The organism is Rhizorhabdus sp. P4_G5, from assembly GCF_056401065.1.
In genome coordinates, this window is the sequence record NZ_JBFUKB010000001.1 from 17,798 (window position 1) to 36,935 (window position 19,138).

Genomic DNA, 19,138 nt, shown 5'->3' on the forward strand with positions numbered 1-19,138 from the left:
CCCGAACATGCAGCAGCGCAGAGGGAGTAGCTCATCATTTTCCGATGGTTCGGTCGCAGGTGCCGAGCTGCTCCCGCACGAAGCCATAGTCCTCGCGGACTGCCGCGGCGTCTCCTTCCGACAGCGCTGCAACACTCGTATCGGGAAGGCGCGAAGGCAGGAAGCAGGCGAGCCGATACCACAGCAGGCTGTCCTTGGCCGGCGCGCGGGCGCTGTCATCGACCATTTCACCTAGCGCTACCGCCCATTGCGGCTGCTCCGCCGGGCGCCGCAGGATCGACAACGAGATCGGCCGGTTGTCCCGGGTGGTGAGAAAAATTTGAGATTCGCTTTCGCCGGGAATCGCACCGGGTACGTGGAAGGCGCTTCCGATCCCTGTGACGATCGGCGGCGCAGCGGGTGAAATTGCCTCCGTCAGGATCGCTCTAAGCCGCGATTCGTATGTTTGCGTCCAGTCGAGCTGTGAATAAGGCGAAGTGAGCCGGAGCTCGAGGGGGCGCCCGGGAACGCGGTCTGCGAACAGGATGAACCGGCCTTTCTTCAACTTTGGGGGCCTGCCTCCGGCATCGAGCGGTACATCGACGATATAACTGACCGTGCCGGGCATACCATCGACGCCCCGGAGAAGAATCATCGTGGTCGCCTGAACAAGAAATCGGGCTCGACCGGCAGCCAGTCCGGGCGCCAAGGCGCCTTTCAGTCGCTCCGATTTGACCACTGAAACACCTGCCACAATCGGCGCCGTCAATGCCAGATCGGCCAGGTCAACGTAGGAAAGGCCCGTATTTACGGGGCGGAAAGGCGATGCCGACGCGCTTGGCTGTGCCACTGCCGGCATGATTGGAAGCGCCACGCAAGCAGTCGCTAAAGCAAAGGCCATGCCAAAACTGGTCCGGCGGCGGCGGTCATCCAGCAGATCCATCAGTGCGATCCTCGTTTCCGCATGTTCACCCCTCTCAATAGCGGCGAAGCAGTGGGGGAGGAATGCCCGAAAACCAAGCTCCATGGCGTTTCGCTTATTGCGTCGGGCGAACTGTCGCGATAAGGACACACCTCCGCTAAATATCAAATCAAGTTGTGGCGGGTAGGGGCCGGGCACCAATGGATCGCCGTTGGTGAATTTCCGGCCTTTTGCAGGCTTATGGATTGGAGGGAGTGTCGTTCCTTAATGGCTTATGCTGATCAATCGATGAGCACCCGCAAGGCGGTGTCGATCGCGCTGGTGATTCTGCTTCATGCGATCATCGGGTACGCGTTCGTCACCGGGCTTGCGTATAACGTCGTCAAGAAGGTGGCTCGCGACCTGAAAACCTTTGACGTTGATGAAGAGGCTCCTCCGCCCCCGGATAAGCCGCCGCCCCCGCCCCCTGAAACGAAGATCGAGCCGCCGCCCGTCGTGGCGCCGCCGCCGATCGTTCAGGTGCAGGCGCCGGTCGCTCCGACTATCGTGAATGTTCCGGTCGCTCCGCCGCCGGTAATCCACGCAACTGCGCCGCCGGCTCCGCCGACCATCGCGCCCGTGCGTGCAACGCCGAAGGGGAACTTCCAGTCCCTGATGTCCACTGATGACTATCCTTCGGCTTCGCTGCGCGCGAACGAAGAGGGCACGGTGGCCTATAGGCTCGATGTCGGCGTCGACGGCAAGGTTACCGGATGTACGGTCACGTCCAGCAGCGGCTTCCCGCGGCTCGATCAGACGTCCTGCACGCTGCTCCAGCGGCGTGGGCGGTTCAATCCGGGCAAGGACTCGTCGGGCAACCCGACCACGAGCGTGTACAATGGTCGGTTCACCTGGAGAATTCCGAAGGATTGACCTTCCGGCGGAGCGGGTCCTCGCGACCGGCTCCGCCTGACACCCATTGCAGAGACAGTTTCAGAGAAGGAAATTCAGTTTATGGCTACTCCCGCAGCCGCAGGTTCCAACCCCTATGGCCTCATGGCCGCTCTCGAGCAGGGCGGTACGATTGCATGGACGGTTTTCATCATCCTCGTCGTGATGTCGGCGGCGTCCTGGTACATCATGTTTACGAAGCTGCTCGAGCAGCAGAAGATCCTGAACCAGGGCAAGCGCGCCCGCGCCACCTTCTGGACCGCGCCCAGCCTGCGCGACGGCCAGGCTAAGCTCGAGAAGAACTCGGCCTATCGCCAGATCGTCGACGACGGCCTGATCGCGCAGGACCAACACACCAAGCTGACCGACCCGGTCGATCAGCATGAATGGCTGACCGGTTCGCTCAGCCGCAGCCAGGCACTGGTAAACTCGAAGCTCGGCAATGGCCTCGCGGTTCTCGCGACGGTCGGTTCGACCTCGCCGTTCATTGGCCTGTTCGGTACCGTTATCGGTATTTACCGTGCGCTCATCAAGATTGGTGCTGCCGGTCAGGCTTCGATCGACGCCGTCGCCGGTCCGGTCGGTGAGGCTCTGATCATGACCGCGCTCGGTCTCGCCGTGGCCGTTCCGGCCGTCCTCGGCTACAACTGGCTGATCCGCCGCAACAAGGTGGTTGCAGAGCAACTGGCGGCCTTCTCGACCGATCTCCATGGCTACATGGTGTCGGCCGGTGCGGTGAAGCCCGCCACGAAGGCGGCTGCTCCGGCGCCTGCCGTCAAGAAGTAATCGGCGGACGGACGGCGGCGGGCGCACGCTGCGCCCGCCCCGTTCCCGAGGAAGTTATGGCCCGGAAACGGCGCGACGCGCCGATGCTCCGATACGCCGCCAAGTAGATAGGATTTGTGCCGATGGCCATGAGTGCGGGCCCCGCCGAAAACGACGCCCCGATGTCGGACATCAACACGACGCCGCTCGTCGACGTCATGCTGGTGCTTCTGATCATCTTTCTGATCACGGTTCCGGTCGTGATCCAGACCGTTCCCGTCAAGTTGCCCAATGTGGTGTTCGAGCCCACGACGACCAAGCCGGAAAATGTCGCACTGACCGTGCGCGCTTCCCCGAGCGGTGCCTGCCAGGTTTACTGGGGCCAGACCCCCGTGACCGCTCAGGAACTGATCGATCGTGCCGTCGTGAAGCTGCGCAAGGAAATCGATCGCCAGGGTGGTCCCAATGCCCCCGGTCTCGAATTGCCTGAGGTCCACATTCGCGGTGATATCAACACGCCCTATCGTTGCATCGGGGGCGCCGTGTACAACATGCAGCGCGCTGGATTCACCCGCGTCGGCTTCATTTCCGAGCCGCCGGCGGGCATGGTCCACGAGCGTATCTGATCTCGCTTTCGAGGAGTTTTAGTCATGGCAATGGCCGCAAGTACGACCGAAGGCGAGCCTATGATGGACATCAACACCACGCCGTTGATCGACGTGATGTTGGTGCTGCTGATCATGTTCATCATTACCATCCCGATCCAGACCCACGCTGTGAAGCTCGATCTGCCGGTCAATGACAACAACAGCAATCCTCCACCGGTCGATCCGGTGAAGAACAAGGTTGTGGTCACGCCGACCGGTGAGATTCTCTGGAATGGCAGCCCGATCGATCTGGTCCGGCTTCGGCAATATCTGGACATCACGCAGACGATGAACCCGATCCCCGAGCTGCATCTGCAACCCGATGCGCAGGCACGATATGTGCTGGTGGACCAGGTCTTGGCCGTCACCAAGCGTGCGCAGGTCGAGAAGATGGGTTTCGTCGGTAACGAAGCTTATGGCGGCGCCTTCTAAGGCCGCTGCAACAGTCTGAACAAGGAAAGGGCGGCCTCTCCGGGCCGCCCTTTTTGTTGGATGCTGTCGATGCCGACGCGGCGAGTGACGGCTCAGGCCAGTCCGGCATATTCCCGCAGCGGTGTTTCCGGACGGGCGCCGAAGTGCGAGATCACCTCGGCCGCCGCCAGGCCGGCGATGCGGGCGCATTCGCCGAGCGGCAGATCCCGGGTCAGCCCGTAGAGAAAGCCTGCGGCATAGAGGTCGCCCGCGCCTGTCGTGTCGACCACGCGCGCGACCGACGCGGCCGAGCTGCTGATCCGATCGGTGCCGCGCACCACCACCGAACCCTGGGCGCCGAGCGTGATCGCTGCAAGATCGACCATCCCGCTCACTTCGGCCAGCGCTGCCTCGATGTCATCGGTTTCGAACAGCGCCAGCAACTCCGCCTCATTCGCGAACAATATGTCGACTCGGTTTGCGACGAGATCGAGGAACGCCTCGCGATGCCGCATCACGCAGAAGGCGTCCGACAGCGAGAGCGCCACCTTCCGGCCCGCGTCATGGGCGATGTCGGCGGCACGGTGGAACGCGTCCTTCGCGTGCGGCTCGTCGTATAGATAGCCTTCGAGATAGGTGATCCTGGCGGAGGCGACCAGCGCCTCGTCGATGTCTGCCGCGGTCAGGTTCACGCAGGCACCGAGATAGGTGTTCATCGTCCGCTCGGCATCCGAGGTGACGAAGATGATGCAACGTGCCGTGGCGGGCCCGTCCGAGGCCATCGCGGTCGTGAAGCGCACGCCTCCGGCCAGCAGGTCGTGCCGGTAGGCCGCACCCAGTTCGTCGTCGCGCAGCTTGCCGATATAGCCGCAGGCCGCGCCTAGGGATCCCAGGCCCGCAATGGTGTTGCCGGCCGATCCGCCCGACGCGCGGGTGGCCGGGCCCATCGCGGCATAGAGCCGCTCGGCGGTGGGCTCGTCGATCAGGGTCATTCCGCCCTTGGCAAGCTGGTGCTGGTCGAGGAAATCGTCCTCGGCATGGGCGATCAGGTCGATGATCGCATTGCCGATCCCGACGACGTCGAGGGTCGCTTCGGTCATTATGTGCCCCTGCGCTGGGCGGGTGCGCCCGTGAAGAAATTGTGGCAAAGCCGGCTGCTCCATGCCGCGCGCGATCCGCGCGGGCAAGTCCAACTATGACTGAATGGCCGCCTCATGCTCGACGAACTCGGTGATCTCCTGTGCAAGGCCCGCGCCTGGGTCGGGGAGGGCCACGGCGTCGCGATCGCTACCGTCATCGAAACATGGGGATCGGCGCCGCGGCCGCGCGGCTCCCATGCGATCATCCGGGACGACGGATTGTTCGAGGGCTCGGTCAGCGGCGGATGCGTCGAAGGGGATGTCATCGTCGCGGCCCGGGCGCTGATCCGGTCGGGCGGGGGGCATGAACGGCACGACTATGGCGTACAGGGTGACAATGCCTGGGCCTTCGGCCTCGCCTGCGGCGGCAAGATTTCGGTCCTGATCCAGACGATCGACGCCGAGCATTATCCGCCCGGGCTGCTCGATCGCATCATCGCGCAACGCGGGCAGGGGCTCGGCCTTGCCGTCACCACCGACCTTGCCAACGGCACCAGCATCGAGACGTCTGCCGCGCGCGAGGCGAGCTACGTCAATCATTATCCTCCGCCGCTGCGCATGATGATCGTCGGCGCCGTGCATGTCGGCCAGAAGCTGGTGCCTCTGGCCCGGCAACTCGGCTATCATGTGCAATTGGTCGATCCGCGTGACAGCTTCGCCGCCGCGAGCCGCTTCGCCGACATCGAGATAGACACACGCTGGCCGGACGAGGCGTTCGCCGAATGGAGGCCTGACGCAGGTACCGCGGTGATCACGCTGACGCATGACGCCAAGATCGATGATCCTGCGCTGGCGGCCGCGCTGCGCAGCAATGCCTTCTACATTGCAGCGCTCGGCTCTCGGCGCACTCATGCGGCGAGGCTCGAGCGGCTCGCAGCGCTGGGCTTCGCGCCCGAGCTGCTCGCCCGCATAGATGGGCCGGCCGGGCTCGCGATCGGCGCGGCGACCCCTGCCGAGATCGCGCTATCGATCCTGGCGGGCGCGACGGCGGCGTTGCGCGGCGCGTGACGGTTGGCGCAATCCTCCTCGCGGCAGGGAGCGCGCGGCGGATGGGCGAGAACAAGCTGCTCGCGGATCTTGGCGGCAAGCCGCTCATCCTCCATGCCTGCGAGGCGATCGCCGCAGCCGGGCTGGGCGAACCGATCGTCGCGGTCGCGCCCGGCAGCAGGGTTGCGGCGCTGCTCGAGCGGCGGGCAGTAATCGTCGAGGCCGCCGATCACGCGCTCGGCATGGGCTGTTCTCTGGCGGCGGCGGCCCGCGTCGCACCACCTCACTGGCTGGCGGTGCTAGTCTGTCTCGGCGACATGCCCTTCGTTCGCGCGTCTACGCTGATCGCGATCGCGCAACGAGCATCGGCCGCTGCTATTGTCCGGCCATGCTACCAGCAGCGGCCCGGCAACCCCGTCCTGTGGGGACGACGGCATTTTGGCGAACTGGCGGGGTTGACCGGCGACCAGGGTGGGCGGGCGCTGTTCGCGCGCCATCCGGTGACGTTGCTGGATTGCGATGACCCAGGCGTGGAGATCGATGTCGATACGCCCGAGGCGCTGGAGCGGGCGCGGCGACTCTTCGCTGCATGACGAGTCCGGGTCAGAGCGTCCGTAACGCCGCCGCCGGCCGCGCCGCCAAGACGGGCAAGGACCCGAGCATGCCGATGCCCAGCGTGCCCGTCGCGCCGGCTGCCAACGTCGCCAGCACCACGCCCCAGTCTGGCGCCCAGCGAAGCTCGAAAATGCCGGTGACGATGGACCAGCCGGCCGCCGTGCCCGCCGCAAGCGCGAGCCCCGCGACGATGACGGAGAGCAGGGCATATTCGATAGCCTGCGCCGCGAGGATCTGGCGCCGGCTCGCGCCAAGCAGCTTGAGCAGGACGGCGTCGTAGAGACGAGCGCGTCGTGACGCGGCGATCGCGCCCATCAGCACTGCGACGCCTGCAGCCAGCGTCACCGATGCGACTGCCCGAATCGCCATCGCGAGTTGTCCAAACACCTGCGATAGCTGGTCGACGACGTCCTTGACGCGAATCAGCGACGCCGAAGGGAAAGCAGCGATGACCGCCTTGTTGATCGCCGCCTCGTGCGCATCGGGCAGGGTGATGGTCGCCATATAGCTGTGGGGCGCCGCTTCGAGCGTGCCCGGGGCGAAGACGATGCCGAAATTGAAGCCCATCGTCTCCCAATTCACCCGGCGGATGGAGGCGATCTTCGCATCGATCTCCACCCCGAGCACCGACAGCCTCATCGCATCGCCGGGCTTGAGGGCGAGAGCCTTGGCCGCCTGCTCCTCGATCGAGACGAGAGGGGGGCCGGCATAGTCGGCCGGCCACCATTTGCCCGCGACGATCTCATTGCCCTGCGGCAGTACCGAGGCATAGGTGAGGCCGCGGTCGCCGTTCAGGATCCAGGCCCCCTTGGGCACCGGTTTCATGTCGGCGACGCGGACGCCGCGCACTGCCACCACCGACCCGCGCAATGATGGCACGCTGGTGATCTGAGCGTCGGGCGCCTTGGAATGGACGGTGCGGCGGAACCGGTCGATCCCGTCGGTGGGCACGTCCAGTACGAAGAAGTTCGGTGCTGTCGCCGGGATGGTGCGCTCGATCTGGTTGGCGAGGTTGGTCTGCAGCACCGCGAGCATCACGAACAAGGTGAGGCCGAGGCCGAGCGCCACGATGAGCCGATCGGTCTGCGCCGCGGGCCTGTGCAGATTGGCGATGGCGAGGCGGAGCAGCGGCCGCCGAGGACGCGGAACAGCACGCGCGCCGCGGCGAACGAGCCACCCTATCCCGCCGAGCAGCGCGAAAACGGCGACGGTGCCCGCAAGAAAGCCGGCGCTGAGCAGGGGATCGCGGGCCGTGCCGATCGCGAGCGCCGCGATACCCGCGCCTGCGCCGGCCATGGGCGCCAGGACCGTCCAGCGGGGAAGGCCGAAGGGCTCGACCCGTGCCCTGAAGATCGCCGCGGGGCTGACCTGTCCTGCCCGGGCAAGCGGGGCGAGGCTGAAGAGCAAGGCGGCCAGCAGGCCATAGCCGGCGCTGACCAGCAGCGGCAGCGGGAAGAGTGTGAAATGCGGCTCGACGGGCAGCGCATCGCCGGCAATCTTGCCGACGAGCGCAGGGACGGCCGCGCCGGCCACCAGTCCTGCGACGACCGCGCCGGCTGCGACCAGGGCGATCTGGATCAGGTAGATGCGGAAGATGATGCGCGAGGACGCGCCGAGGATCTTCAGGGTCGCGATCCCCGGTCGCCGTTGGTCGAGCCAGGACGAGACTCCATTGCCGACCCCGATGCCGGCGACGATCAGCGCGGTCAGACCGACGAGGGTGAGGAATTGCCTGAGCTGCTCGACGGTACGCCGCAGCCCGCGCGCGGCATTGCTGCGATCCGTCACTTCCCAATTGGCGTCGTGAAATCGGTCGTCAAGCCGCTCGGCGATCGCATGCGCATCCTGATTGCCGGCAAGGCGGATGCGGTAACGGGTGGTGAAAAGGCTGCCGGGCTGGACCAGCCTGGTCGCTCCAAGCCCTTGCTGCGACAGCAGGATCGTTGGTCCAAGGGTGAAGCCCTCGCCGACCCGGTCGGGTTCGTCGACGATTAGGCCGATCACGCGCAGGCTCGTGTCGCCGACGTGGATGCGGTCGCCAAGGCGGACAGACAGCCGCTCGGCGAGTTCGGGGGCTATGGCGACATCGAGCCCGGCGGGACGGGGGCGCAACGCCCCCGGTGCTAGCTTGAGCGCGCCGTAGAGCGGCCAGCGATCATCGACACCCTTCAGTTCGGCGAGCACCGACGCCTCGGCATCGAGGCGCGACGCCATCGCCCGCATGCGAATGCTGGCCGAGACGATTCCGACCCGGCCAAATGCTGTGCGCTCGACGGGCGTCGCCTCGCGCTGGGCAACTCGCATTTCGATGTCGCCGCCCAATATCTCCTGGCCGCGGGCGTCAAGCTCGGCGGTGATCGCCTCGCCGAGGCTGCCCACGCCGGCCAGCCCGGCAACGCCCAGAAACAGGCATATGATCAGCAGGCGCAGCCCTCGCAAGCCGCCGCGCATCTCGCGCAGCGCCAGCCTCCAGGCGATGGTCATGCGGCCGACCGGTCGGATATGATCTGCCCGTCGCGCATCTCGACGACGCGGCGACAGCGTTTGGCGAGTTCGGGATCATGGGTGATCACCAGCAGCGTGGCGCCCGTTTCGCGCTGGCGATCGAACAGCAGGTCCATGATCCCCGCGCCGGTCGCCGCGTCGAGATTGCCGGTGGGCTCATCCGCGAACAGGATTACGGGGCGGGGCGCGGTCGCCCTGGCGATGGCGACGCGCTGCTGCTCACCGCCTGACAGCTGGGCCGGATAATGGTCGAGCCGATGGCCCAGGCCGACTGCCTCGAGCTCCGCGCGTGCCCATGCAAAGGCATCGGCTTCGCCGGCGAGCTCAAGTGGAACGGCGACATTCTCCAGCGCGGTCATTGTCGGCAACAGATGAAAGGCCTGCAGGATAATGCCGATCCGTCCGCGCCGCGCGGCGGCGAGGCCATCCTCGTCGAGACGCGTGAAATCGAGACCTGCCACGCTGATGCTGCCAGCGTCGGCCCGCTCCAGTCCTGACAGGATCGCCATCAGCGATGACTTGCCCGAGCCCGACGGGCCAAGCAGCGCGACCGTTTCACCGCTGCCGATAGCGAGATCGATGCTTTTCAGGATCTCGACCCGCGCCGACCCCTTGCCTAGCGCGAGACGAAGGGCGCTGGCGTCGATGATGGGTGATGTCATGCCGGCGAAGCGATCCTGTTCGTTGCTGTACTGCAACATGAGGATCGTCGGCGGCACTATCAATGGGTGAGGCGAGGCTTCGCGACGATTCCGGCCAGTCGACCGGCGGCGAGATCGAGGAATCCGGGAAAGCTCAGGCGGCCTTGGGTCCCTGGACCGCTATACGCTGCAACTCCGGTAGCGCTCGCTCAAGCGCGGTCTGGTGCGTGTCGTCGCAGCGCGGCATGCGGTTCCAGGCGTCGAGGGCCGCAATTTTGTACGCCTCCGCGAGCGTTGGATAATTGAACGTGTTCTCGACGAAATAGTCGAGCGTTCCGCCGAGGTTGAGCACCGCCTGGCCGATGTGGATCAGTTCCGTCGCGCTTTCGCCGATGATGTGGACACCGAGCAGGCGGCGGTCCTCGAGCGCGAAGACCATCTTCATCATGCCCGCCTGCATGCCCATGATATGGCCGCGCGATGTCTCGCGGAACCGCGCGATGCCGCATTCATAGGGGATACCGCGGTCGCGCACTTCCTGCTCGGACAGGCCGACCGTGGAAATCTCGGGCACTGCGTAGATGCCATAGGGGAAATAAGCGGGGGCGGGTGGCATGGGCGCGCCAAAGGCGTGACAGGCGGCGATGCGGCCCTGCTCCATCGATGTGGAGGCAAGGCTGGGGAAGCCGATCACGTCTCCGGCGGCATAGATATGCGGAACGTCGGTCTGGAGCGTGACCGGGTCGACGGTCAACCGGCCGCGGCTGTCGGCTTCGAGACCGCAATTCTCCAGCCCCAGCGCACCGGTCGCGCCGATGCGTCCCGCCGCATAGAGCAGCATTTCCGAACGAATACGGCGGCCATCGTCGAGCACCGAGATCGGCCAGCCCTGGCCGTCGACCTCGACCCGCTCGACCTTGGAACCGAGCCGGATCGTCATGCCGCGGTCGCGCAACTGGTGGACGAAGTCGTCGATTATCTCGCGGTCCACGAAATCGAGGAAGGTTTCGCGGGGTTCTATCAGCGTGACCGGCACGTCGAGCGCCGAGAAGATGGTGGCATATTCGATGCCGATCACGCCGGCACCGATCACGGTCAGGCTGCGCGGCACGCGCGGGTTTGCGATCAGGCTGTCGCTGTCTAGAATGGTGCTGTCGTTGAACGGTATCGAAGCGGGGCGATAGGGATTGGTCCCCACAGCGATCAGCACGCGCTCGGCTTCGAAGATGTGGACGTCGCCCCTCGGCCCCGTCACGGCGATCTCGTGCGGGCTACGGAATTGGGCCGCACCCTCGACCGTCCGCACGCCGTTACGGGTGAACTGATGCTCGAGCACGTCGATTTCGTGCTCCAGCGTCATCTTCAGGCGGGCATTGAGGTCTTTGCCCTGAATGTCCTTCTTGACGCGATAGGCCCGGCCGTAAAAACCCCGCTCGCGCCAGCCAGTCAGATTCAACACGGTTTCGCGCAGCGTCTTCGACGGGATGGTGCCGGTGTGCACCGACACTCCGCCAACCCGAAAGCGGTTCTCGACGACCAGGGTCGACTTGCCCAGCTTCGCAGCCTGGATAGCGGCGCGGCGTCCCGCCGGCCCGCTGCCAATGACGATCAGTTCGTAACGCATCACATCCCCCAGATTGACCCGTGCTCGCGAGTCCGACGTCCTCTCTTACGCCCGGAGCCTTGAAAACATGGTTAACGCCCGGTCTGAGGCAGTAACGACCGAGCTTGATGGGACATCCGCGGAAATGATGGCCGGGAGAATGAATGAGCCCAAAGCGAAAGGCCCGCCTCTTTCGAGACGGGCCTTTCCTCAGCCAGGCTGAACGATCACACTTTGAGCTTGGGCTTGGTGCCACCCTTTTTCGGGCGCTTCGGTGCCGCCGGGACGAGCTCGAACGACAGCGCGAAGTCCTTCAACTTCACCTTGACCTCGCCGCCATGGACCAGCTTGCCGAAGAGCAATTCCTCGGCCAGCGGCTGCTTGATCTTTTCCTGGATCAGGCGGCCCATCGGCCGAGCGCCGTAGAGCTTGTCATAGCCCTTGTTGGTGAGCCAGGTCTTGGCCTCCTCGTCGAGGCTGATGTGGACGTCGCGGTCCGCCAGTTGCAGTTCGAGCTGGAGGATGAACTTCTCGACGACCCGCGAAACGACCTCGGGCGGCAGATAGCCGAACGGCACAATCGCATCGAGGCGGTTGCGGAACTCCGGCGTGAACATCTTCTTGACCGCTTCCTCGTCCTCGCCCTCGCGGGTGAGGTTGCCGAAGCCCACCGTCTCGCGCGCCATGTCGGACGCACCGGCGTTGGTGGTCATGATCAGGATGGTGTTGCGGAAGTCCACCGTCTTGCCGTGGTGATCGGTCAGCTTGCCGTTATCCATCACCTGCAGCAGGATGTTGAACAGGTCCGGATGCGCCTTTTCGATCTCGTCGAGCAGCAGCACGCAATGCGGATGCTGGTCAACGGCATCGGTCAGAAGGCCGCCCTGGTCATAGCCGACATAGCCCGGAGGGGCGCCGATCAGGCGGCTGACCGAATGCCGCTCCATATATTCCGACATGTCGAAGCGCTGCAACGGAATGCCCAGGATCGATGCCAGCTGGCGCGCGACTTCCGTCTTGCCGACGCCGGTCGGGCCGGAGAACAGATAGTTGCCGATCGGCTTGTCCGGATCGCGCAGCCCCGCGCGGCTGAGCTTGATCGCCGAGGAGAGGATCTCGATCGCCTTGTCCTGGCCGAACACGACGCGCTTGAGATCGGTCTCGAGCGAACCGAGCGTCTTCTTGTCGTCGGTCGAGACCGACTTCGCCGGTATGCGCGCCATCGTCGCGATCACGGCCTCGATCTCCTTGGGCGTGATCACCTTCTTGCGCTTGGCCGGCGGCACCAGCATCTGCGAAGCGCCGACCTCATCGATCACGTCGATCGCCTTGTCGGGCTGCTTGCGGTCGTTGATGTAGCGCGACGAAAGCTCCACCGCGGCCTTGATGGCATCGGGCGTGTATTTGACGTGGTGATGCTCCTCGAACGCGGTGCGCAGGCCGGTGATGATCTTGATCGTGTCCTCGATCGTCGGCTCGTTCACATCAATCTTCTGGAAGCGCCGCAGCAGCGCGCGGTCCTTCTCGAAATGGTTGCGGAACTCCTTGTAGGTGGTCGAGCCGATGCAGCGGATCGTGCCGCCCGACAGCGCCGGCTTGAGCAGGTTGGAGGCATCCATTGCGCCGCCCGATGTTGCGCCCGCGCCGATCACCGTGTGGATCTCATCGATGAACAGCACCGCATGGGGCAGCTTTTCGAGCTCGGTGACGACCTGCTTGAGGCGCTCCTCGAAATCGCCGCGATAGCGGGTGCCGGCGAGCAGCGCGCCCATGTCCAGCGAGTAGATCACCGCCGGCAACAGCACCTCGGGAACGTCGCCCTCGACGATCTTGCGCGCGAGCCCTTCCGCGATTGCGGTCTTGCCGACGCCGGGATCACCCACATAGAGCGGGTTGTTCTTCGAGCGGCGGCACAGGATCTGGACGGTGCGATCGACCTCGGGGCCGCGGCCGATCAGCGGATCGACCTTCCCGTTCTTGGCCTTCTCGTTGAGGTTGACGCAGAACTGCTTGAGCGCGCTTTCCCCCTTCTTGCCGTCCGCCTTGGCCTGGCTCTTTTCCTCTTCGGCGCCCTTCACTTCGCGTTGCTCCGTGGGTTGTCCGGCCTTGCCGACTCCGTGGCTGATGAAGCTGACCGCGTCGAGGCGGCTCATGTCCTGCTGCTGCAGGAAGAAGACGGCATAGCTTTCGCGCTCGCTGAACAGGGCGACGAGCACATTGGCGCCCGTCACCTCCTCGCGGCCGGAGGACTGGACATGGAGGATGGCGCGCTGGACGACACGCTGGAAACCGCTGGTCGGCGAGGGATCGGTCTCACCCTCGACCTTGAGGGCGTCGAGTTCGGTATCGAGATAGTTGGTGACGGCGTTGCGAAGCTCGGAGAGGTCGACGCCGCAGGCAATCATCACCTTCGAGGCATGCTCGTCGGCGATCAGGGCGAGCAGCAGATGCTCCAGCGTCGCATATTCATGGCGCCGGCTGCTGGCAGCGCTCAGCGCGTTGTGCAGCGTCTGTTCGAGTTCGCGGGCGAATGAAGGCATGGTTATCTTACTCCGTGCGGCATGGACCGAGCCATGCCGGTAGCCTATATGTCGGGTGCCCAGGCCCGTTCATCAAGAACCAGCCTCTGTCGAGACAGCGGGACGCCGACCTCGACAGCGCGCCTTCATCGCTTGAATAGGCTTTCAGCTGTTGCGCGATGGTTAACGGCTTTTTTAATTTTTTCGCGACAGCGGGCAATTTCGGTATCGAGCGCGGCGATCCGGACTTCGAGTTCGTCCACCGACAGGTGATCGATATCCTGCCGGATGAGTTGCTGCACCGGGTCGTCGGGGCGCTTGGCGAAAAGATCGTCGGGCTCCATGGGCACAGCGTTGACCGCTGCGGGGCGCATGTCAATAAACCCTTCGGTGGACGGCCGGTGCCACGCGAAAAAGAGGGGCTAGATGGCCGAAATTCCCGATTGGATGACGGCGATCGACCCCGCGGACAAGGGCGGCCCGGAGATTCTGCTTCCGGTTCGCCGGCCCGTGCCACAACCGGGCACGGGCCAATTGTTGATTCGCGTGGCAGCCGCAGGGGTAAACCGGCCGGATATTGCCCAGCGGATCGGCGCCTATCCGCCGCCTCCCGGTGCGCCGACCATCCCCGGCCTCGAAGTCGCGGGCGAGGTCGTTGCCCTGGGGGAGGGGACCCAGCGGGAGCTGCTCGGCCAGCCGGTCTGCGCGCTCCTCGCGGGTGGCGGCTATGCCGAATATGCCGTCGCCGACGCCGGGCTGTGCCTGCCGGTGCCGAACACCCTGTCGATGATCGAAGCGGCGGCGATTCCAGAGACGCTGTTCACGGTGTGGAGCAACCTGTTCGAGCGCGCTTATGTAGGCGAGGGGGATCAGGTGTTGATCCACGGCGGCACCAGCGGAATCGGCACCATGGCGATCCTGCTCGGTCGGATCTTCCAGGTGCAGGTCATCGTTACCGTCGGTTCGGACGAGAAATGTGCCGCGGCGCTGAAGCTGGGGGCCGCCCACGCGATCAACTATCGCTCGCAGGATTTCGTCGAGGAGGTTCGGCTCATCACCGGCGGGCGAGGCGTCGATGCGGTGCTGGACATGGTCGGCGGCGACTATCTGCCGCGCAACATCGCTTGCCTCGCGGAGGATGGCCGGCACGTCTCCATTGCGGTGCTCCGGGGCGCCAAGGCCGAGATCCCGATCTGGAAGGTCATGCAGAAGAGGCTGACCCTCACCGGATCGACGCTGCGGCCGCGCAGCGTGGAATTCAAGACGCTGGTGGCGAGCGAAATCGCATCGGTGGTGTGGCCGCATGTCGAGGAGGGACGGTTAAAGCCGATCATCGACGCCACTTTTCCGCTAGCCGAGGCCGCGGCTGCGCATCGGCGCATGGACGAGGATCATATCGGGAAAGTGGTGCTGGAGGTGGGCCCGGCTATGCGGTGAACGACCCCTTCCGCTCGCGCGGCTGACACAAGGCGGGCCGGGCAACGGATTGCCCGGCCCTTCGCGTCTTTACTTGTCCAGCATCTTCGCATGATCGAGATGCTTCTGGACGGTCGGGGCGATTTCCGCCGCTACGGCCTTCAGCGACGGCGTGTCACCACGTTCGGCATAATCGCGCATCATCGCCAACGTGGTCTGGTGCGCCGCGACCTGCCCGTCGATATAGGCCTCGTCGAAGTCAGCGCCCTTCTTCTTGCCCAGTTCTGCGAGATCCTCGTTCTGATCCTCGGTCAGCGCGGGATCGGGGGTAATGGCCGGACTGGCCTTCCCCGCGGCAGCCTTGATCTTGCTCGTCGAGTCCGTATGCGCCTTGATCATCTCGGCGGCAAAGTCCTTGACCTCCTTAGAGGTGGCGTTGGCCTGCGCCAGCTTTGACGTCGCGATCTCGAAGGCGTCCGACTTGGCCGCGGTGTTGGCGAAGTCCATGCCGTTCGGGGTGGGCGACATCGCCTGCTTCACGTCCACCATCGCATTCGAAGCCATTGCGCCTGCGCTATCGGCGGTTTCGCTGGCGCTATTGGCGGCGCCCTGCGCGGCCTGCTCGGATTTGTTGCAGCCCGCTAGGCTGAGCGCCAACACACCGACAGTCGCGACTAATATATGTTTCATGGGTCTCTCCTCCGTGGCGGACGGGCTAAACGACCCAAGGTCGACGGCGTTCCGGGACCGTGCCGAACGAGCAGGCTCAGCCCTGCTCGGCCTTGATCCGGGCGAACATCAGCGCATCGCCGATTGCCGCCATGGCTGCGGTGTTATCGAAGATGCACCAGCTGTCGCAGGCCGAGCCCGCGCGGAGCGTGGCGGCATAGCCGCGCAGCCGACCCTCGCCATAGGCCGACCGATAGATGACCGGTGATCCGTGCAGTCGGAAATAGCGCAGCCCGGGCCAGCCGCCGGGATCGGACGCCTCCGGCACCCGGGCCGGATCGGCGGCGACACGCGCGACGCGGCGCTCGGCCAGCGATGCTTCGGCTTCGGGCGTGAACCAGCTGGCGTGGCGCGGCTCCCAGGCGATCGGCGCTGCGATAGCCGCCCGGAGAGCCGCGAGGAATGCATTCGCGACCCCTGCGTGGAAGGCAAGCTTGGGCGGGAGCTGCACCAGCACCGCGCCCAGCTTTTCGCCAAGGCCTGCTATCTGATCGGCGAACGTCTCGATATGGCGCTCGGAATCGACCAAGCGGAGCTGGTGGGTGATCTGTTTCGGAAGCTTGACTGAAAAGCGAAACCCGGGCGGCACGGTTTCAGCCCATCGACGATAGGTGTCGAAGCGGTGCGGGCGGTGGAAACTGCTGTTGATCTCGACCGCGTTGAACCGCGCGCCGTAGCGTTCGAGATGCGACCCGCCGTGCGGGAATTCGGATCGATCCCGCGATGCGATCGACCAGCCTGCGGTGCCGACGAAGATGCGCCCGGTCATGTCTCGCGCGTGAAGCGGAAATGGTCCCGGATGCGCGCGTTGAAGAATTGCCCCTTGGATCTGGCGCTGCGCATCGCCTCGACCAGCGTGGCGGGGACGTCATGATAGCTGTAGCGCCGTCCCGTCACGAACTGGACGTCGAGCCGGCGGCTGGGCTCGTCATAATCGAAACGGCGGATGACGCTGGAAGGCATGGGGCGGGAACGCGCAGTTCGCGGTCAGGCTCCTGGGCCGCTGCCGTCAACGAACAGATGGACCACATCGGCCTCGGGCATGGCCGATTCTACCAACAGGGTGCGGTGGCAGCAGGCCGGGTCGCGTTCGAAGCAGAGCAGCGCGGTCGGGCGTTCCTGCGCGAGATCGCGGAGCTGCGCCGCCTGCACCATCGCCTCGGGCAGATCGAGTTGCGCCGAATATATCCGCCGCAATGTGTCGAGATCGTGCTTGCGCGCCGCTTCGCGGCCTTCCGGCGGGGTGCCGAGCGCCTTCAGGCCGACATAGTCGATGCCGGCCTCGCGGAGGCCGGCGGCGAGGATGTTCTTCGAGAAGCCCGGTCGACGCGACAGCGGGACCGCACGAACGTCGGCAAGCAGCTTCACCCCGGCGAGTCTCAGGCGCTCGACCAGCTCCGACTGGGTCGCCCCTTCATAGCCGATCGTGAAGATGCGCATCGGCGCGGTCGCTTCAGCTCTTGTTGTTGCGGTTCGCGTAGAGCAGCGCCGCCACGATCGCTGCCGAGCCCACGCCGATAGCGGCGCCCACGACGGCGGTCTTCTTGGTAATCTTGGGTGCCTGCTTGCCCTTGTTTTCCTTTACGGGTCCGGGCGTACTGCTGTCGTTCAACGCGATCTCTCCTGCTGTCTGGTCCGTCATATTCGGCGCTAACGGGTGAGGAAAGCAAGAAGGTCCATGTTGAGTCGTTCCGGCGCCGTGGCGAATAGCCCATGGGGTTCGCCTTCATATTCGAGCAGCGTGGCATGCGGAATTGCTTTCGCGGCGGCGCGCCCTGTCGGGTCGATCGGCACCGTCTTGTCAGCGGTGCCATGGATGATGAGGGTCGGCACGGTGAAGGCGGCCAGATCGGGCCGGAAATCGGTGGTGCCGAAGGCATCGATGCATTCGATCGTCGCCTTGGGGCTGGCCATGATCGCCAGCATGAAAGTCCAGTCGAGAAGCTCCTTGCTGACCGGATGGGAGGCAAGGCCGGCACCGTAGAACGCCTTGGCGAAGCTCCCGAGGAAGGCGAAGCGGTCCTTGCGGATATCGCGCTTCATCTCGGCGAAGACGCTGTATTCGATGCCCTCGGGATTATCTTCCTCCTTGAGCAGATAGGGGACAACCGAGCTGACGAGCGCCACCTTGGCGACGCGTCCGACGCCGTATCTGGACAGGTAGCGCGCGATCTCGCCGCCGCCCATCGAGAAGCCGACCAGCGTCGCCTGCTGCAGGTCCCGCTTTTCCAAGATGTCGGCGAGATCGTCGGCGAATCTGTCGTAATCATAGCCATTTGCGGGGTGGCTGGAATGGCCGAACCCGCGCCTGTCATAGGCAATCACGCGGTAGCCGGCCTCGAGCAATGCAACCGTCTGATATTCCCACATGTCGCCGCTCAACGGCCAGCCATGGATCAGCACCACCGGCTCGCCGGAGCCCAGATCCTTGACATGCAGGGTCGAACCGTCGCGCGCGGATAGGGTGCTCATTATGGGCGTCTCCTCTGGGAAGGCCGTTAAACCCGGCGACCATCGAGAGGTTCCGAGGGGCCCTGCACGGCTTGACCGGGCTCAGTTCAGGGCATTCCACAGCAGCTTGATAGTCAGCACGACGGAGATCGTTACCAGCACCGGGCGGATCACCCTGGCGCCGAACCGCATCGCCATGTGAGATCCGGTATAGGCTCCGGAGGCGGAGCCGATCGCCATGCAAAGCCCGAGCAGCATGAAGGTATGGCCGCCGAGCAGGAAGACGATCAGGCTGCCGATGTTGCTGGCGAAGTTGAATGCCTTGGTGTGCGCGGTCGCGCGGATTAGTCCGAGGCCACGCAGCGACACCAATGTGGTGGCGAAGAAGCTGCCGGTACCCGGGCCGAAGAAGCCGTCGTAGAAGCCGATCGCTCCGCCGATGGGGAGGTAGCCCCTGGCACTGAGCCGGTGATGCGCATCCTCGTCGGACATCCGAGGGCTGAGCAGGACATAGGCCGCGACCGCGATCAACAGGCCGGGAACGATCAGGTTCAATATGTCGGTCTCGATCGACTGGACGACATGCGCGCCGATCGCCGACAGGATCAGGATCACCAGCACCTGCGGCCAATAGGTCCGCCAGTCGATCATGTTCTTCCGGCTGAAGCTGAACGTGGCCGTGCCCGAACTGAAGCTCGATTGGAGCTTGTTGGTGGCCAGGGCCGGAATGGGCGGGAGTCCGGCCGCCAGCATGGCGGGCACGGTGAGCAGCCCGCCGCCGCCGGCAATGGCGTCGATGACGCCCGCTGTGAAGGCTACGGCGGTCAGCAGCAGATAAATTTCGGGCGCAAGATGCATAGCCGCGCCCGTGCCGCATGC

Annotated in this window: 21 protein-coding genes; 7 read left to right on the top strand and 14 right to left on the bottom strand. The window is 65.0% G+C overall.

Features of this window, described 5'->3' with window-relative positions; genetic code table 11:
* Positions 1–34: 34 nt before the first annotated feature.
* Complete coding sequence (locus AC1DQK_RS00095) at positions 35–922, bottom strand: hypothetical protein (protein WP_477866131.1); 888 nt, start codon at positions 920–922, stop codon at positions 35–37.
* A gap of 246 nt (positions 923–1,168) precedes the next feature.
* Between AC1DQK_RS00095 and AC1DQK_RS00100 the strand changes: the two genes are divergently transcribed.
* The 4 genes from AC1DQK_RS00100 to AC1DQK_RS00115 all read left to right on the top strand — a co-directional run bounded on the left by AC1DQK_RS00100 (position 1,169) and on the right by AC1DQK_RS00115 (position 3,675).
* Positions 1,169–1,813, top strand: coding sequence for an energy transducer TonB (locus AC1DQK_RS00100; RefSeq protein WP_477866133.1), 645 nt, complete (start codon positions 1,169–1,171; stop codon positions 1,811–1,813).
* Between the two features lie 81 nt (positions 1,814–1,894).
* Entirely contained in the window at positions 1,895–2,617 is a 723-nt protein-coding gene (locus tag AC1DQK_RS00105) for a MotA/TolQ/ExbB proton channel family protein (RefSeq protein WP_477866135.1), read from the top strand.
* Positions 2,618–2,739: 122 nt separating this feature from the next.
* Positions 2,740–3,222: an ExbD/TolR family protein gene (locus AC1DQK_RS00110; RefSeq protein ID WP_477866947.1), complete on the top strand. Its 483-nt coding sequence runs from the start codon at positions 2,740–2,742 to the stop codon at positions 3,220–3,222.
* Between the two features lie 24 nt (positions 3,223–3,246).
* Entirely contained in the window at positions 3,247–3,675 is a 429-nt protein-coding gene (locus AC1DQK_RS00115; RefSeq protein ID WP_477866137.1) for an ExbD/TolR family protein, read from the top strand.
* A 92-nt stretch (positions 3,676–3,767) separates the two neighbouring features.
* On the opposite strand, the gene AC1DQK_RS00120 is transcribed toward AC1DQK_RS00115, so the two are convergent.
* Complete coding sequence (locus AC1DQK_RS00120) at positions 3,768–4,754, bottom strand: adenosine kinase (RefSeq protein WP_477866139.1); 987 nt, start codon at positions 4,752–4,754, stop codon at positions 3,768–3,770.
* Positions 4,755–4,868: 114 nt separating this feature from the next.
* Here AC1DQK_RS00120 and AC1DQK_RS00125 point away from each other — a divergent pair, with 114 nt between their 5' ends.
* Together AC1DQK_RS00125 and AC1DQK_RS00130 are read left to right on the top strand one after the other, a co-directional pair.
* Positions 4,869–5,801 carry an XdhC family protein gene (locus AC1DQK_RS00125; protein WP_477866141.1) on the top strand — a complete coding sequence of 311 codons (933 nt, stop codon included), beginning with the start codon at positions 4,869–4,871 and terminating at the stop codon, positions 5,799–5,801.
* On the top strand, positions 5,798–6,373 hold the full coding sequence (locus tag AC1DQK_RS00130; RefSeq protein ID WP_477866143.1) for a nucleotidyltransferase family protein: 576 nt from the start codon (positions 5,798–5,800) through the stop codon (positions 6,371–6,373). The genes AC1DQK_RS00125 and AC1DQK_RS00130 overlap by 4 nt, the downstream gene beginning before the upstream one ends.
* Positions 6,374–6,383: 10 nt before the next feature.
* Here AC1DQK_RS00130 and AC1DQK_RS00135 read toward each other — a convergent pair whose 3' ends face one another.
* The 5 genes from AC1DQK_RS00135 to AC1DQK_RS00155 all read right to left on the bottom strand — a co-directional run bounded on the left by AC1DQK_RS00135 (position 6,384) and on the right by AC1DQK_RS00155 (position 14,007).
* The gene (locus AC1DQK_RS00135) at positions 6,384–8,879 is read right to left on the bottom strand and encodes an ABC transporter permease (protein WP_477866145.1); all 2,496 of its coding nucleotides are present in this window, start codon (positions 8,877–8,879) and stop codon (positions 6,384–6,386) included.
* Positions 8,876–9,562 carry an ABC transporter ATP-binding protein gene (locus AC1DQK_RS00140; protein ID WP_477866949.1) on the bottom strand — a complete coding sequence of 229 codons (687 nt, stop codon included), beginning with the start codon at positions 9,560–9,562 and terminating at the stop codon, positions 8,876–8,878. Before AC1DQK_RS00140 ends, AC1DQK_RS00135 begins: the two co-directional genes overlap by 4 nt.
* 133 nt (positions 9,563–9,695) lie before the next feature.
* The gene (gene sthA / locus AC1DQK_RS00145; protein ID WP_477866147.1) at positions 9,696–11,165 is read right to left on the bottom strand and encodes a Si-specific NAD(P)(+) transhydrogenase; all 1,470 of its coding nucleotides are present in this window, start codon (positions 11,163–11,165) and stop codon (positions 9,696–9,698) included.
* 206 nt (positions 11,166–11,371) lie between these two features.
* The gene (gene clpA / locus AC1DQK_RS00150) at positions 11,372–13,684 is read right to left on the bottom strand and encodes an ATP-dependent Clp protease ATP-binding subunit ClpA (protein WP_477866149.1); all 2,313 of its coding nucleotides are present in this window, start codon (positions 13,682–13,684) and stop codon (positions 11,372–11,374) included.
* Positions 13,685–13,809: 125 nt separating this feature from the next.
* Positions 13,810–14,007, bottom strand: a complete 198-nt coding sequence (locus tag AC1DQK_RS00155) for a DUF1192 domain-containing protein (RefSeq protein WP_477866151.1) — start codon at positions 14,005–14,007, stop codon at positions 13,810–13,812.
* Between the two features lie 82 nt (positions 14,008–14,089).
* On the opposite strand from AC1DQK_RS00155, the gene AC1DQK_RS00160 reads away from it, so the two are divergent.
* Positions 14,090–15,100, top strand: coding sequence for an NAD(P)H-quinone oxidoreductase (locus AC1DQK_RS00160; protein ID WP_477866153.1), 1,011 nt, complete (start codon positions 14,090–14,092; stop codon positions 15,098–15,100).
* Between the two features lie 69 nt (positions 15,101–15,169).
* Here the strand turns inward: AC1DQK_RS00160 and AC1DQK_RS00165 are convergent, their stop codons facing one another.
* The 7 genes from AC1DQK_RS00165 to AC1DQK_RS00195 form a co-directional block, all read right to left on the bottom strand.
* The gene (locus AC1DQK_RS00165; protein WP_477866155.1) at positions 15,170–15,769 is read right to left on the bottom strand and encodes a DUF4142 domain-containing protein; all 600 of its coding nucleotides are present in this window, start codon (positions 15,767–15,769) and stop codon (positions 15,170–15,172) included.
* 76 nt (positions 15,770–15,845) lie between these two features.
* Positions 15,846–16,577, bottom strand: a complete 732-nt coding sequence (locus AC1DQK_RS00170; RefSeq protein WP_477866157.1) for a DUF72 domain-containing protein — start codon at positions 16,575–16,577, stop codon at positions 15,846–15,848.
* Complete coding sequence (locus AC1DQK_RS00175; RefSeq protein ID WP_477866159.1) at positions 16,574–16,771, bottom strand: KTSC domain-containing protein; 198 nt, start codon at positions 16,769–16,771, stop codon at positions 16,574–16,576. Before AC1DQK_RS00175 ends, AC1DQK_RS00170 begins: the two co-directional genes overlap by 4 nt.
* A gap of 24 nt (positions 16,772–16,795) precedes the next feature.
* The gene (locus tag AC1DQK_RS00180; protein WP_477866161.1) at positions 16,796–17,248 is read right to left on the bottom strand and encodes a DUF488 domain-containing protein; all 453 of its coding nucleotides are present in this window, start codon (positions 17,246–17,248) and stop codon (positions 16,796–16,798) included.
* 13 nt (positions 17,249–17,261) lie between these two features.
* Positions 17,262–17,450 (bottom strand): hypothetical protein, encoded by a 189-nt coding sequence (locus AC1DQK_RS00185; RefSeq protein ID WP_477866163.1) that lies wholly within the window; start codon positions 17,448–17,450, stop codon positions 17,262–17,264.
* Between the two features lie 8 nt (positions 17,451–17,458).
* Positions 17,459–18,280 (bottom strand): alpha/beta fold hydrolase, encoded by an 822-nt coding sequence (locus AC1DQK_RS00190; protein ID WP_477866165.1) that lies wholly within the window; start codon positions 18,278–18,280, stop codon positions 17,459–17,461.
* A gap of 81 nt (positions 18,281–18,361) precedes the next feature.
* On the bottom strand, positions 18,362–19,117 hold the full coding sequence (locus AC1DQK_RS00195; protein ID WP_477866167.1) for a TSUP family transporter: 756 nt from the start codon (positions 19,115–19,117) through the stop codon (positions 18,362–18,364).
* Positions 19,118–19,138 lie beyond the last annotated feature (21 nt).